The sequence below is a fragment of the Streptomyces sp. NBC_01498 genome, from assembly GCF_036327775.1.
Classification (GTDB): Bacteria; Actinomycetota; Actinomycetes; order Streptomycetales; family Streptomycetaceae; genus Streptomyces.
Window position 1 is genome coordinate 6148092 of record NZ_CP109598.1, and the last position, 13949, is coordinate 6162040.

Genomic DNA, 13949 nt, shown 5'->3' on the forward strand with positions numbered 1-13949 from the left:
GACCGCCCACGGGCTTCTTCACTCCGTACGGCCTCTAGACTCGACCCCTGTGGCACCTTTGCGTCCTCGGACATCGAGCGGGGTCGTTCCGCCCACCCAATCGGAAGTACGGGAAGAGATGTCGGCACCCAACAAGTCGTACGACCCAGTCGAGGTCGAGGCGCTGAAACCGGAAGAGATCGAGCGCATGCGGGACGAGGCGCTCGCCGCCTTCGCCGCCGCCGGCGACCTCGACGCGCTCGCCCACGCGAAGACGGCGCACGCCGGTGGTACCTCACCCCTGTCCCTCGCCAACCGCGAGATCGGCGCCCTGCCGCCGCAGGCCAAGGCGGAGGCGGGCAAGCGCGTGGGCCAGGCCCGCGGCGCCGTGAACAAGGCCCTCGCCGCCCGGCAGGTCGAGCTGGAGGCCGAGCGCGACACGCGCGTGCTGGTCGAGGAGGCGGTGGACGTCACGCTGCCGTACGACCGCGTCCCGGCCGGCGCCCGGCACCCGCTCACCACCCTCATGGAGCGCATCGCCGACGTCTTCACGGCCATGGGGTACGCGGTGGCGGACGGCCCGGAGATCGAGGCGGAGTGGTTCAACTTCGACGCCCTGAACTTCGTGCCTGACCACCCGGCCCGCCAGATGCAGGACACCTTCTTCGTCCAGGGCCCGGACGGCACCTCCGGCGACGAGTCCGGGGTGGTGCTGCGCACGCACACCTCACCGGTCCAGGCGCGCACCCTGCTCGACCGGGAACCGCCCGTCTATGTGATCTGCCCCGGCCGCGTCTACCGCACGGACGAGCTGGACGCCACCCACACCCCGGTCTTCCACCAGGTCGAGCTGCTCGCCGTGGACGAGGGCCTCACCATGGCCGACCTCAAGGGCACCCTCGACCACATGGTCCAGGAACTGTTCGGCGGCGAAGGCATGAAGACCCGGCTGCGGCCCAACTTCTTCCCCTTCACCGAGCCGTCCGCCGAGATGGACATGGTCTGCTACGTCTGCCGCGGCGAGTCCGTCGGCAACCCGGACCGCCCCTGCCGCACCTGCGGCAGCGAGGGCTGGATCGAGCTGGGCGGCTGCGGCATGGTCAACCCGAAGGTGCTCGTCGCCTGCGGGGTGGACCCCGAGAAGTACAGCGGATTCGCCTTCGGGTTCGGCATCGAGCGGATGCTGATGTTCCGCCACAACGTCGAAGACATGCGAGACATGGTCGAGGGTGACGTCCGGTTCACCCGGCCCTTCGGGATGGAGATCTGATGCGCGTCCCGCTTTCCTGGCTGCGGGAGTACGTCGACCTGCCGGCCACCGAGACCGGCCGGGACGTCCAGGCCAGACTCGTCACCGCCGGTCTCGAGGTCGAGACCGTCGAACAGCTCGGCGCGGGCCTCAAGGGCCCCCTCGTCGTCGGCAAGGTCCTCACCGTCGAGGAACTGACCGAGTTCAAGAAGCCCATCCGCTTCTGCACCCTCGACGTCGGGGACGCCAACGGCACCGGTGAGCCGCAGGAAGTCATCTGCGGCGCCCGGAACTTCGCCGTCGGCGACAAGGTCGTCGTCGTGCTGCCCGGCGCCGTGCTGGCCGGCGGCTTCGCGATCTCCGCCCGCAAGACGTACGGCCGTACCTCACACGGCATGATCTGCTCCAGCGCCGAGCTGGGCATGGGCGACGACGGCAGCGGCGGCATCGTCGTCCTGCCGCCGGAGCACGAGGCCGGCACCGACGCGATCGAACTGCTCCAGCTCGTCGACGAGGTCCTCGACATCGCGGTCACCCCCGACCGCGGGTACTGCCTCTCCATGCGCGGCATCGCCCGCGAGACCGCCATCGCCTACGGGCTGTCGCTGCGCGACCCGGCGCTCCTCGACGTGCCCGCGCCCAACTCGTACGGCCACCGCGTGGAGATCACCGACCCCGTCGGGTGCGACCACTTCACCGCGCGTACGGTCACCGGTCTCGACCCCGAGGCCCGCTCCCCGATCTGGCTCAGGCGCCGGCTCCAGAAGGGCGGGATGCGTCCGATCTCGCTGGCCGTCGACATCACCAACTACGTGATGCTGGAGATCGGCCAGCCGCTGCACGCGTACGACCGCAAGCGGGTCGAGGGCGCCCTCGGCGTCCGGCGGGCCGAGCAGGGCGAGGAGCTGACCACGCTCGACGGCGTCAAGCGCGTCCTGGACGCGGCGGACCTCGTCATCACCGACGACCGGGGCCCGATCGGCCTCGCCGGGGTGATGGGCGGCGCGGACACCGAGATCGCCGACGGCGAGATCGCGCCCGGTCCGCTGTCCTCGTCCGCCGCCGACCGTGCCGCGCGCGGCACCACCGAGGTCGTCATCGAGGCCGCGCACTTCGACCCGATCTCGATCGCCCGTACCGCCCGGCGCCACAAGCTGCCCTCCGAGGCGTCCCGGCGCTTCGAGCGCGGAGTCGATCCGCACGCCGCGTCCGCCGCCGCCCAGCGCACCGTCGATCTGCTGGTGCTGCTCGCGGGCGGCTCGGCGGAGGCCGGTGTCACCGAGGCCGTCGCCCCGACCGGGCCGCACACCATCACCATGGCCACGGACCACCCAGACCGGGTGGCCGGTCTCGCGTACGGCAGGGAGACCGTCGTCCGCCGGCTCCAGCAGGTCGGCTGCGACGTCCAGGGCCAGGACGAGCTGATCGTCACCGTCCCGAGCTGGCGTCCCGACCTGCGCGAGATCAACGACCTCGCCGAGGAGGTCATCCGGCTGGAGGGGTACGAGAACCTGCCCTCCACCCTGCCCCGGCCGCCCGCCGGGCGCGGGCTCACCGAGCGGCAGCGGCTGCACCGCAGGGTCGGCCGCGCGCTGGCCGGCGCCGGCTACGTCGAGGTGCTGAGCTACCCGTTCATGGGGGAGGCGCAGCTCGACCAGCTCCAGCTGCCCGCGGACGACGCCCGCCGCCGTACGGTCACCCTGGTCAACCCGCTGGCCGACACCGAGCCCGCGATGCGCACGACCCTGCTGCCGGGCCTGTTCGGCGCGCTGCGCCGCAACGACGGCCGGGGCTCGCACGATCTGGCGCTGTACGAGACGGGACTGGTCTTCCGGCCCACGGGCGACGAGAAGGTCCCCGCCCGGCTGCCCGTCACCCGGCGGCCCTCGCCCGAGGAGCTGGCGACGCTCGACGCCGCGCTGCCCCGGCAGCCGCGCCGGGCGGCCGTCGTCCTGGCCGGTGCCCGCGAGCGGGCCGGCTGGTGGGGCGCCGGCCGTCCCACCGGCTGGGCGGACGCGGTCGAGGCGGCCCGTACGGTCGCCGCCGAGGCGGGCGTCACGCTGACCGTCGAGGCCGACCGGCACGCGCCGTGGCACCCGGGCCGCTGCGCCGCGCTGTACGCGTCGGTGGACGGCGAGCGCACCCTGGTCGGGCACGCCGGTGAGCTCCACCCACGGGTCGTCAAGGCGTACGGCCTGCCGGAGCGTACCTGCGCCATGGAGCTGGAACTGGACCTCGTGGAGCGGGCGGGCACCGGCGCGCTGCGGGCGCCCCGGATCTCGACGTTCCCCGTCGCGACCCAGGACGTGGCACTGGTCGTGGCCGAGGACGTGCCGGCCGCCGACGTGGAGCGGGCACTGGGCGAGGGCGCCGGTGAACTGCTCGAATCGGTACGGCTGTTCGACGTGTTCACCGGTGAACAGCTGGGCGAGGGGCGGAAGTCCCTGGCGTACGCGCTGCGATTCCGTGCCGCCGACCGGACGTTGACCGTGGACGAGGCGACCGCCGCGCGCGACGCCGCGGTGGCGCTGGCCGCCGAGCGGACCGGGGCGGTCCTGCGCGGGGCGTGAGCGGGCGGGATTCCCGAACGGGAGAGGGGCGCGGCCGGGCTCAGGTTCCGGCCGCGTCCCTCTCGCGTGCCCGGGGAGGCCCGGCGCGCCCGCACCGGCGGGGGCGCGGCCGGGCCGTCGCACGTCACCGGGTCGCGCGGATACCGGCGCAGGCCGGGGGGACGAACTCTGCGCCGTATCCGCCTCGCAACGTCGTCGCGGCCGGCGCGCCGCCCGCCGCGCCCGCGGAGTGTCGGGCAGATGGGCGGGGCGGACGGCGCGGGGTGGGCCGCCGTACCGCACGAGGGGGAGTACGCCGGCCCGGCCGCTCCTTGCGAGACGTCCCAGTCAACCGGCACGCCGCCCGGACGGGCAGGGCGCACACCGTCCGGATCCGGGCATTACGTTCACACCCCGTGCGCGATGTCTCTCCACTACGCTGTGGCTGCCGAGCCTCGGAGGGGCCAATGCAGCCCAACACCCTGCTGGATTCGCTGATCGACGAGGCGGGCATGTCCCACGCCGGGTTCGCCGCCCGGGTCAACCGCGCCGGGCAGGCACACGGCCTCGACCTGCGGTACGAACACACCTCCGTACTGCGGTGGTTGAGGGGCCAGCGGCCCCGGGGCCAGGCGTCCGAGCTGATCTGCCAGGTGCTGGGCGAACGGCTCGGCCGCACCCTCACGCTGGACGACATCGGCCTCGGCGCGGCCCCCGGCGCACCGGTCCGGGACGCCACGCTCTCGCACTTCGTGGAGCGCGCCACCGCCCTGTGGCGCTCCGACCAGCAGCGGCGCGGCCATGTGCGGGCGGCCCCCGCCGTGACCGGTACGCACGCCGTGATGCCGGTCTGGGAGTGGGAGAACCCGCCCGACGACACGGACGTCTCCCGCAGCGGCCCGAGCCGGGTCGGCCCGGCCGACCTCGAACTGCTGCGGACGGCCAGGGCACACTACGAACTCATGTACCGCAGGGCGGGCGGTCTGGCCACCCACCCCCGGATCGTGGGCTTCCTCAACGCCGAGACCGCGCCCCTGCTGCGCGGTGGCTACAGCGACGCGACCGGCCGCCAACTGCACCGCGCGACCGGCGCGTTGGTGGCGGTGGCGGGGATCTGCGCGTACGACTCCGACGCCCAGGGGCTCGCCCAGCGCTACTTCCACCAGGCGCTGCGGCTGGCGAAGGCCAGCGGCGACGCGGGGCTCGGCGCGTACGCGATCGGGCTGCTCGTCAACCAGTCGCTGTTCATGGGGGAGCACCGGCAGGCGGTGGCCTTCGCCGAGGCCGCGCTGCGCACGGCGGGGCGGTCGATCACCCCGGCGCTGGCCGCCGATCTGTACGCGATGCAGGCCAAGGCGTACGCGCTGCTCGGTGACGGGAGCGGGGCGCGGGCGTGCATCGGGCGGGCGGAGGCCGAGGCGGGCCGGATCAGACCGGGCCAGGAGCCGGAGGAGACCGGTTACGTCGAGCCGGGGCTGGTCAGTGTGCAGGTGGCGGAGGCGCTGCTGAGCCTCGGTGAGCTGACCGCCGCGCGGGCGCACGCCGCCGAAGCGGTGGGCGCCCCGGCGCACGACAGGGGGCGGGTGCACCGGCTGGCGATGCTCAGCCAGATCGAGCTGCGGCAGGGCGAACCGGAACGCGCGGCCGGCACCGCGCGGCAGATGGCCGAGCGGGCCCGGGGAATCGAGTCATTGCGGCTCAGGGACCGGATGGGCGTCGTGCGGGTGGGCCTGATGGAGAGCGGCTGCGCGGACGCGGCGGAAGCGGCCGGATACATCGCACGGGCCCTGCGCGTTCCCCTGTGAGAACGCGCTTACTGCCATATTGCCAACTCCCAAGCGGAAGGTGGCAGAACCGTGCAGTGGGCGAACTTGGACGAACAGACCGTGTATCAGAATCGCTGGTTCCGGGTGAACCTGGCGGACGTCGAGCTTCCCGACGGCCGCCATCTGGACCACTTCGTCATCCGGTTGCGTCCGGTGGCCGTCGCGACGGCGGTCAACGAGGCCAACGAGGTGCTGATGCTCTGGCGGCACCGCTTCATCACCGACAGCTGGGGCTGGGAACTCGCCGCGGGTGTTGTCGAGGACGGCGAGTCCGTCGAGACCGCGGCGGCGCGGGAGATGGAGGAGGAGACCGGGTGGCGCCCCGGCGCCCTGCGGCATCTGCTGACCGTCGAGCCGTGCAACGGGCTGACCGACGCCCGGCACCATCTCTACTGGTCGGACGCGGCCACCTGGACCGGTCACCCCCAGGACGACTTCGAGTCCTCACGCCGTGAGTGGGTCCCGCTCAAACTGGTCCCCGACCTGATCGCGCGCGGCGAGGTACCGGCCGCCAACATGGCGGCCGGTCTGCTGATGCTGCATCACCTGCGGCTGGGCGGCGGCGGGTAGCGGACGCCGGGCGCCGGTCCGTCTCAGCCGTACGGGTAGAAGCCCGAGCCCGACTTACGGCCGAGGCGCCCCGCGTCCACCATGCGCTGGAGCAGCGGCGGAGCGGCGTACAGGGGTTCCTTGTACTCGGCGTACATCGAGTCGGCGACCGAGGCCACGGTGTCCAGGCCGATCAGGTCCGCGAGCTTCAGCGGGCCCATCGGGTGGGCGCAGCCCATCTCCATGCCGTTGTCGATGTCCTCACGGCCGGCGACCCCGGACTCGAACATCCGGACCGCGGACAGCAGATAGGGAATGAGCAGGGCGTTCACCACGAAACCGGACCGGTCCTGGGCGCGGATCGCGTGCTTGCCCAGCACGTCCCGGACGAGGGCCTCGGCGCGCGTGACCGTGTCGTCCGAGGTCGTCAGGGCCGGGATCAGCTCGACCAGCCGCTGGACCGGTGCCGGGTTGAAGAAGTGGATGCCGATGACCCGGTCCGGGCGGGACGTCGCGACGGCCAGCTTGACCAGCGGGATCGAGGAGGTGTTGGACGACAGGATCGCGTCGGCGCGCGTCACGACCTGGTCGAGGATCTGGAAGATCTCCGTCTTGACCTGCTCGTTCTCGACGACCGCCTCGATCACCAGATCGCGGTCGGCGAACTCCCCGAGGTCGGTGGTGAAGCTGAGCCTGCCGAGCGTCGCGTCGCGCGTCTCCGCGGTGATCTTGCCGCGTTCGGCGGCCTTCGAGAGGGAGTTGTACAGGCGGGTGCGCCCGATCTCCAGGGCCTCGCCGGTGGTCTCGGCGACCCTCACCTGGAGGCCGCTGCGGGCGCACACCTCCGCGATGCCCGCGCCCATCTGGCCGCAGCCCACCACTCCGACGCGTTCGATGTCGGTCACATCGTGCCTTTCGCTGGTCCCGGTCCTGCGGGGCCCCGTGTGATTCCGGGGCCCGCCACGGCCCCGACGTTACTCCGCGCGGGTGTGTGCACGGCGGGCCGGGGCGGGCATGCTGTGCGGGCACCATCAGTCCGAACCGGCCAGCGAAGGGATTCGTACATGCGTGAGATCGGTAGAAGAGGGTTCGTGGCGGTCACGGCGGGCGCCCTCACCTCACTGGCGACGGCGGGGGACGCCGTCGCGGCGGGAGTGCGGAACGGGACGACCGGAGTGCCGGCGGGCGCGGGGGCCGCCGTCGGTTCCGGGGGCCGGCACGGGGCACGCCGCGAGATGCGCGGCATGTGGCTCGCCACGGTCGTGAACCGCGACTGGCCGTCCAGGCCCGGACTCCCGGCGGCCGAACAGCGCGCCGAACTGCTGAAGTTCCTGGACACCGCCGTCCGGCGGAAGCTGAACACGGTCGTCTTCCAGGTGCGGCCGACCGCCGACGCGCTGTGGCCGTCGCCGCTGGAGCCGTGGGCCGAGTGTCTGACCGGCGTCCAGGGCAAGGACCCGGGCTGGGACCCGCTGGGGACGGCGGTCACGGAGGCGCACAAACGCGGCCTGGAACTGCACGCCTGGTTCAACCCGTACCGCGTCGCCAACCACACCGACCCCTCCCGGCTCATCCCGAGTCACCCGGCCCGCAAGCACCCGGAGTGGGTGCTGCCGTACGGCGGGAAGCTCTACTACAACCCGGGCATTCCGGAGGTCAGGGCGTTCGTCCAGGACGCGATGCTCGACGCCGTGCGCCGCTACGACATCGACGCGGTGCACTGGGACGACTACTTCTACCCGTACCCGGTCGCGGGTCAGGTCTTCGACGACGACGCGCAGTACGCCCAGTACGGCGCGGGCTTCCCCGACAAGGCGTCCTGGCGGCGTGACAACACCGACCGGTTGGTGCGCGAGACCGCGGCGAAGATCAAGCAGATCAAGAAGCATGTCGCCTTCGGCATCAGCCCGTTCGGGGTGTGGCGCAACAAGGCCACCGACGCGACCGGCTCCGACACCCAGGCCGGGGTGCAGACGTACGACGACCTGTACGCCGACACCCGCAAGTGGGTCAAGGAGGGCTGGATCGACTACATCACCCCGCAGGTCTACTGGAACATCGGCTTCGCCGCCGCCGACTACGCGAAGCTCGTGCCCTGGTGGAGCGAGGTGGTGCGGGGGACGGGCGTCGACCTCTACATCGGCGAGGCCCTCTACAAGGCGGGCGACCCGGCCCAGCCCGCGCCGTGGCAGGACGTGGCGGAGGTCTCCCGCCATCTGACGCTGGCCAAGCGGTACCCGGAGGTCGGGGGGCACTGCTACTTCTCCGCGCTGGAGTGCGTCAACGACAAGAACGGCGCCTTCGCCCGCGCGGTGGCCGACCACTACGGCTCACGGGTACGCCCGCCGCGCCGGGGCTGACGCCCCGTAGGGCCGGCTCCTCGTCGTCGGTCACCCGACAGCCCCTAGGCACGGGCCCGTTGGGTGACCGCGATGCACAGCAGTACGGCGACGGCCGCCGGCGGCGCGGCCGTCGCCAGGTCCTCCCCGAGCAGCAGCACCGACCAGACCAGCGTCAGCAGCGGCTGGGCGAGCTGGAGCTGGCTGGCCTTCTCGACGCCGATCGCCGCCATGCCCCGGTACCAGACGTAGAGACCGAAGAACGTCGACCCCACCGCCACCCACACCAGCCCGGTCACGCCCTGGGCCGTCAGCCGTACCGGCTCGACCGTCAGCGCCACACCGGCGACCAGCAGACTCAGCGGCAGACAGCCCACCAGCGCCCAGCCGATCACCTGCCAGCCCGGCATCAGCCGCGCCAGCCTGCCGCCCTCCGTGTAGCCCGCCGCGCACACCAGGAGCGCGGCGAACAGATACACATCGCCGGTCGACAGGGCCCCGCCGCTCTGCTGAAGGGTGAACGCGATCACCACGGCCGCGCCCGCGACCGCCGCGCACCAGAAGGTACGCGACGGGCGCCCGCCCGTACGCAGCGCCGCGAACACGGCGGTCGTCAGCGGCAGCAGCCCCACCACGACGGCGGCATGCGCGGTGGTCGACGTCGTGAGGGCCAGCGTCGTCAGCATCGGGAAGCCGAGGACCACCCCGGCGGCCACCACCGCGAGCGGACCCCAATGCCGCCGCGCCGGGACCGGCACCCGTACCGCCAGCAGGAAACCGCCCGCGATCAGCGCGGCGAGCACGCCGCGTAGCGCGACGAGCGACCAGGGGCCGAAGCTCTCCAGCCCCCACACCGTCGCCGGAAAGGTGAGCGAGAAGGCGAGAACGCCCGCCGCCGCGAGGAGTGTGCCACCGGTCACCGCTACCGATGCCGGACGAGTAGCGCTATTCTGTGCTGTCATGCAAGAGCGTAGCAGCGTGGCCGAGTTGGCGAACTCCCTGCGAGTGGAGCTGAACCGCTACTCACCTGGTGGAAAGCTGCCGTCCAGCAGAGAACTGGTCGAACGCCACCGCGTCTCCCCGGTGACCGTCTCCCGCGCGCTGGCCCAGCTCTCCGCCGAAGGACTCGTCGTCACCCGCCCCGGCGCCGGCTCCTTCCGCGCCCCGGCCCGGCCGGGCGCCGCCAGGGCGGGGGACACCTCCTGGCAGGAGGTCGCCCTCAGCGCCGACGCCGCCACCGAACCCGTCCCGCGCGCCGTCGACTCCTCCGCCGTCCTCGCCACCCTCGCCGTCCCGCCGCCCGGCGTGATCGAGTTCAGCGGCGGCTATCTCCACGCCTCCCTCCAGCCCGAACAGGCCATGGCCGCTGCCCTGGCCCGCGCCGGCCGGCGCCCCGGCGCCTGGAGCCGCCCGCCCATCGACGGGCTGCCCGAACTGCGCGCCTGGTTCGCCCGCGACCTCGGCGACACCTGGACGGCCGCCGACGTACTCGTCACCGCGGGCGGCCAGAGCGCCCTGACCACCGCACTGCGCGCGCTCGCCCCGCCGGGCGCCCCCGTCCTCGTCGAATCACCCACCTATCCCGGCATGCTCGCCATCGCGCGGGCCGCCGGACTGCGGCCCGTCCCCGTCCCCGTCGACCGCGACGGCGTCCGCCCCGAACTCCTCGCCGCCGCCTTCCGCGCCACCGGCTCCCGCCTCTTCGTCTGCCAGCCGCTCTTCCAGAACCCCACCGGCGCCGTCCTCTCCCCGGCCCGCCGCCCCGAGGTGCTGCGCATCGCGCGCGACGCCGGCGCCTTCGTCGTGGAGGACGACTTCGTACGCCGACTCGCCCACGAGGACGCGGGCCCGCTGCCCGCCCCCCTCGCGGCCGACGACCACGACGGAGTCGTCGTCCATGTCTGCTCCCTCACCAAGGCGACCTCACCCAGCCTCCGGGTGGGGGTGCTGGCCGCCCGGGGCCCGGTCCTCGAAAGGCTCCGCGCCATCCATGTCGTGGACTGCTTCTTCGTCCCCCGCCCGCTCCAGGAAGCCGCCCTCGAACTGGTCGGCTCACCCGCGTGGAACCGTCATCTTCGTTTCATCGCAAGGGAGTTGAGGACCCGTCGGGAAGCCCTGACGACCGCTCTGCTCCAGGAGCTGCCCGAACTGGCGCTGCCTCACGTCCCGTCGGGCGGCTATCACCTCTGGCCGCGCCTGCCCGACGGCACCGACGAACAGGCCCTGGCCTCCGCCGCGCTGCGGGCGGGCGTCGCCGTCACCCCCGGCCGCCCCTACTTCTGCGCCGAACCCCCCGCCGGCCATCTGCGGCTGGGCTACGCCGCCGTCGCGGGAGTACGGGAGATCGCCGACGGCGTACGACGGCTCCGTACCGCCTGCGACGAAGTGCTGTCCTGACCGCGCCGCCCGCCCGGACCACCCCGCCGGCCCCGCCCGACCCGGCCGCCCGGTCTGTTCCGTCCGTTCCGATCCCATGCCCCGAGGGTGGCACCCGCCACTGACAACGGACCCGCCACCTGGCAACCTTCCGCCATGACCGAGACGACCACCCCCGCCGCGTACGGCACCGCGTACGACATCTCGACCGACCCCGCCCGTCTCGACGCCGGGCGCATCCACCGCTGGCTGTCCACGGACGCCTACTGGGCGCTCGGCCGCAGCCGCGACACCCAGGACCGGGCCATCGCCGGATCCCTCAACTTCGGCGCCTACGACAGCGCCTCCGGCGAACAGGTCGCCTACGCGCGCGTCGTCACCGACCACGCCACCTTCGCCTGGCTCTGCGACGTGTACGTCGACCCCGCCGCCCGGGGCGAGGGGCTCGGCACCCGGCTGGTCACCGCCGTCCGTGACCATCTCGCCCCCCTCGGTCTGCGCCGCCTGATGCTCGCCACCGAGGACGCGCACGGCGTCTACGAGAAGGTGGGCTTCCAGTCCCTCGCGGACCCCGCCCGGTGGATGAGCATGGACCCGCAACTCCCCTCTTGACCCGTACGGCTTTCGGCCGCACGATCCCGGCATGAGTGTTCGGGTCACGCTGGTCGCCGCCGCGCGCAGCTCAGCCACCCTCGCCGAACGTTTCGACGACGACCGTCCCCTCGACCAGGCCGGCTGGCACGAGGTGCGGCTCGTCGCGCACGCGCTCGTGCCGCTGGCCGCCGCCGAACTGCGCTACTGCTCACCCACCCCGCGCAGCCGCGCCACCGGGGAGGCCCTGGGCTACGCGCCCCTTGTCCAGCCCGCCCTCCGGGACTGCGACATGGGCCGCTGGCGCGGCTGCACCTTCGCGGACGTCGCCGCCCGGGAACCCGCCGCCGTCGACGCCTGGCTCGCCGATCCGCGCTCCGCCCCGCACGGCGGCGAGCCACTGCTGGCGTTCATCTCCCGGATAGGGGGCTGGCTGGACACCCGCCCCGCCGACGACATCGGCGCCATCGTGGCCGTCGCCGAGCCCGCCGTCATCCGGGCGGCCCTCGTCTACGCCCTGCACGCCCCCGCGCCGACCTTCTGGAACGTCGACGTGCGCCCGCTGTCCACGGTCACCCTCATGGGCGGCCGGGGCCGCTGGAGCCTGCGCCTCGACGCCCGGCTCTGACCCCGGGGACCCGGCCGCACGGGGTCAGCCGGCCGCCGACCCGGGTACCCGGCGGCACCGGTCAGCCGGCCGCCCCCGGTGCGCCCGGTTCCGCCCCGTTCCGTTGTAGGAAGTCGCGCTCGGCGGCGTTCTCCGTCCGTTCGGCGGCGGCCCGGTACGCCGCCGCCGCTTCGGCCGGCCGTCCGAGCCGCCGGAGCAGATCGGCGCGGACCGCGTGGAACGCGTGGTAGCCGTCGAGATCCGCCGCGAGCGCGTCGACGAGCGGCAGGGCCGTCCCGGGACCCGCCACCTCCGCCACGGCGACCGCCCGGTTGAGGGCGACGACCGGGCCGGGAGCGAGGGCGAGCAGATGGTCGTACAGCCGGAGGATCTGCCGCCAGTCCGTGGCGGCGGCCGTCGGCGCGTCGCTGTGTACGGCGTTGACCGCCGCCTGGAGCTGGTACGGGCCCGGTCTGCCGAGCCGCAGACACTCCCGTACCAGCGCCTGCCCCTCGGCGACCAGCGCCCGGTCCCAGCGGCCCCGGTCCTGGTCGGCGAGGAGCACGAGCCCGCCGTCGGCGGAGGTACGGGCGGCCCGGCGCGACTCGACGAGCAGCATCAACGCGAGCAGCCCCCGGGCCTCGGGCTCGTCGGGCATCAGGCCGACCAGCAGCCGGCCGAGACGGACGGCCTCCCTACAGAGGTCGTCGCGTACGAGCCGGTCGCCCGAGCCGGCCACGTACCCCTCGTTGAAGATCAGATACACCACGGCCAGCACCGCCCCGAGCCGGTCCGGCAACTCCGCCTCGCGCGGCACCCGGTAGGGAATCCCGGCGTCCCGGATCTTGGCCTTGGCGCGTACGAGCCGCTGCGCCATGGTCGGTTCGGGCACCAGGAAGGCACGGGCGATCCCGGCGGTCGTGAGCCCGCCCAGCAGCCGCAGGGTGAGGGCGACCCGCGAGGCGGGGGCGAGGGCCGGGTGGCAGCAGGTGAAGATCAGCCGGAGCCGGTCGTCGCGCACGGGGCCCTCCCCGGCCGGTCCTGTTCCGTCGGCGGTGCGCAGCAGCGCGGCCTGCGCCTGGCGGTCCGGGCGTGAGGCTTCCCTGCGGAGCCGGTCCACGGCACGGTTGCGCGCGGTGGTGATGATCCAGCCGGCCGGGCTGGGCGGAAGTCCGGTGACGGGCCAGCGTTCGACCGCCGTGGTGAACGCCTCCTGGACGGCCTCCTCGGCGAGCCCGATGTCGCCGAAGGCCCGTACCAGGACGGACACGGCCCGGCCGTACTCCGTACGGAAGACGCGCCCGATCCCGGCCCGGGAGACGGCGTCCTGCGGGCCCCGGTCCGGCGGCGGGTCCGGAAACCCGCCCGGGGGATCGCCGGACTCCCCGGCCGCCGGGTCCGGGGAGCCGGGCATCAGCTGTCCGCCTCGCCGTAGAACGGCCGGACCTCGATCGGGAGGGTCGTCGCCCGCGCGGCCTTGGCTCCCCACGCGAGCGCCGCGTCCAGGTCGGGCGCGCGGACGATGCACAGCCCGCCCAGGAACTCCTTGCTCTCCGTGTAGGGCCCGTCGGTCATCAGTACGCCGCTCTCCCCGGCCCGGACGACCGTGGCCGTCTCGGGCGCGTGCAGCCCACCGGCGAAGACCCAGGCACCGGCGGCCTTCAGCTCCTCGTGGAAGGCTTCGAGGTCACGGCCGATCTCCGCCAGGACCTCCGGTGCGGGCGGCTCGCCGCCGGGCTGGATGACGCTGAGCAGATACTGCTTCATCTCGGGTTCCTCCTCGGTGCCGCTTCCGGGCCGGCGCTCCGCCGGCCTCTCACCGTCCATACGAACGGCACCGGCCCGGATCGACACGCCGAGGAGATCCGGCCCGATGATTTTTCG

Annotated in this window: 12 protein-coding genes; 8 read left to right on the top strand and 4 right to left on the bottom strand. The window is 73.5% G+C overall.

The window, feature by feature from the left end:
- Positions 1–118: 118 nt before the first annotated feature.
- The 4 genes from pheS to OG875_RS26265 all read left to right on the top strand — a co-directional run bounded on the left by pheS (position 119) and on the right by OG875_RS26265 (position 6173).
- A complete protein-coding gene (pheS, locus tag OG875_RS26250) occupies positions 119–1249 on the top strand; it encodes a phenylalanine--tRNA ligase subunit alpha (protein ID WP_330176699.1) in 1131 nt (376 codons plus the stop codon).
- Positions 1249–3798, top strand: coding sequence for a phenylalanine--tRNA ligase subunit beta (gene pheT / locus OG875_RS26255; RefSeq protein ID WP_330176700.1), 2550 nt, complete (start codon positions 1249–1251; stop codon positions 3796–3798). The genes pheS and pheT overlap by 1 nt, the downstream gene beginning before the upstream one ends.
- 446 nt (positions 3799–4244) lie before the next feature.
- A complete protein-coding gene (locus tag OG875_RS26260) occupies positions 4245–5582 on the top strand; it encodes a transcriptional regulator (RefSeq protein ID WP_330176701.1) in 1338 nt (445 codons plus the stop codon).
- 51 nt (positions 5583–5633) lie between these two features.
- Positions 5634–6173: an NUDIX hydrolase gene (locus OG875_RS26265; protein ID WP_330176702.1), complete on the top strand. Its 540-nt coding sequence runs from the start codon at positions 5634–5636 to the stop codon at positions 6171–6173.
- A 23-nt stretch (positions 6174–6196) separates the two neighbouring features.
- Here OG875_RS26265 and OG875_RS26270 read toward each other — a convergent pair whose 3' ends face one another.
- Positions 6197–7057 carry a 3-hydroxybutyryl-CoA dehydrogenase gene (locus OG875_RS26270; RefSeq protein ID WP_330176703.1) on the bottom strand — a complete coding sequence of 287 codons (861 nt, stop codon included), beginning with the start codon at positions 7055–7057 and terminating at the stop codon, positions 6197–6199.
- Positions 7058–7216: 159 nt separating this feature from the next.
- Between OG875_RS26270 and OG875_RS26275 the strand changes: the two genes are divergently transcribed.
- Positions 7217–8512, top strand: coding sequence for a glycoside hydrolase family 10 protein (locus OG875_RS26275; protein WP_330176704.1), 1296 nt, complete (start codon positions 7217–7219; stop codon positions 8510–8512).
- Positions 8513–8556: 44 nt separating this feature from the next.
- Here the strand turns inward: OG875_RS26275 and OG875_RS26280 are convergent, their stop codons facing one another.
- Positions 8557–9453: a DMT family transporter gene (locus OG875_RS26280; protein ID WP_330176705.1), complete on the bottom strand. Its 897-nt coding sequence runs from the start codon at positions 9451–9453 to the stop codon at positions 8557–8559.
- On the opposite strand from OG875_RS26280, the gene OG875_RS26285 reads away from it, so the two are divergent.
- The 3 genes from OG875_RS26285 (at position 9452) to OG875_RS26295 (ending at position 12086) form a co-directional block, all read left to right on the top strand.
- Positions 9452–10888: an aminotransferase-like domain-containing protein gene (locus OG875_RS26285; RefSeq protein ID WP_330176706.1), complete on the top strand. Its 1437-nt coding sequence runs from the start codon at positions 9452–9454 to the stop codon at positions 10886–10888. The genes OG875_RS26280 and OG875_RS26285 overlap by 2 nt on opposite strands.
- Before the next feature lie 135 nt (positions 10889–11023).
- Positions 11024–11479, top strand: a complete 456-nt coding sequence (locus tag OG875_RS26290) for a GNAT family N-acetyltransferase (protein ID WP_330176707.1) — start codon at positions 11024–11026, stop codon at positions 11477–11479.
- Between the two features lie 31 nt (positions 11480–11510).
- Positions 11511–12086, top strand: coding sequence for a histidine phosphatase family protein (locus tag OG875_RS26295; protein WP_330176708.1), 576 nt, complete (start codon positions 11511–11513; stop codon positions 12084–12086).
- A 61-nt stretch (positions 12087–12147) separates the two neighbouring features.
- On the opposite strand, the gene OG875_RS26300 is transcribed toward OG875_RS26295, so the two are convergent.
- Both OG875_RS26300 and OG875_RS26305 read right to left on the bottom strand, forming a co-directional pair.
- Complete coding sequence (locus OG875_RS26300) at positions 12148–13479, bottom strand: RNA polymerase sigma factor (RefSeq protein ID WP_330176709.1); 1332 nt, start codon at positions 13477–13479, stop codon at positions 12148–12150.
- On the bottom strand, positions 13479–13832 hold the full coding sequence (locus tag OG875_RS26305) for a YciI family protein (protein ID WP_330176710.1): 354 nt from the start codon (positions 13830–13832) through the stop codon (positions 13479–13481). Before OG875_RS26305 ends, OG875_RS26300 begins: the two co-directional genes overlap by 1 nt.
- Positions 13833–13949: the final 117 nt, after the last annotated feature.

Bases quoted from the DNA above. Each gene is read 5' to 3' on its own strand.
- OG875_RS26290 (WP_330176707.1), top strand. From the start codon at position 11,024: ATGACCGAGACGACCACCCCCGCCGCGTACGGCACCGCGTACGACATC.
- OG875_RS26300 (WP_330176709.1), bottom strand. From the start codon at position 13,479: ATGCCCGGCTCCCCGGACCCGGCGGCCGGGGAGTCCGGCGATCCCCCG.
- pheS (WP_330176699.1), top strand. From the start codon at position 119: ATGTCGGCACCCAACAAGTCGTACGACCCAGTCGAGGTCGAGGCGCTG.
- OG875_RS26275 (WP_330176704.1), top strand. From the start codon at position 7,217: ATGCGTGAGATCGGTAGAAGAGGGTTCGTGGCGGTCACGGCGGGCGCC.
- OG875_RS26260 (WP_330176701.1), top strand. From the start codon at position 4,245: ATGCAGCCCAACACCCTGCTGGATTCGCTGATCGACGAGGCGGGCATG.
- OG875_RS26285 (WP_330176706.1), top strand. From the start codon at position 9,452: ATGCAAGAGCGTAGCAGCGTGGCCGAGTTGGCGAACTCCCTGCGAGTG.
- pheT (WP_330176700.1), top strand. From the start codon at position 1,249: ATGCGCGTCCCGCTTTCCTGGCTGCGGGAGTACGTCGACCTGCCGGCC.
- OG875_RS26305 (WP_330176710.1), bottom strand. From the start codon at position 13,832: ATGAAGCAGTATCTGCTCAGCGTCATCCAGCCCGGCGGCGAGCCGCCC.
- OG875_RS26280 (WP_330176705.1), bottom strand. From the start codon at position 9,453: ATGACAGCACAGAATAGCGCTACTCGTCCGGCATCGGTAGCGGTGACC.
- OG875_RS26295 (WP_330176708.1), top strand. From the start codon at position 11,511: ATGAGTGTTCGGGTCACGCTGGTCGCCGCCGCGCGCAGCTCAGCCACC.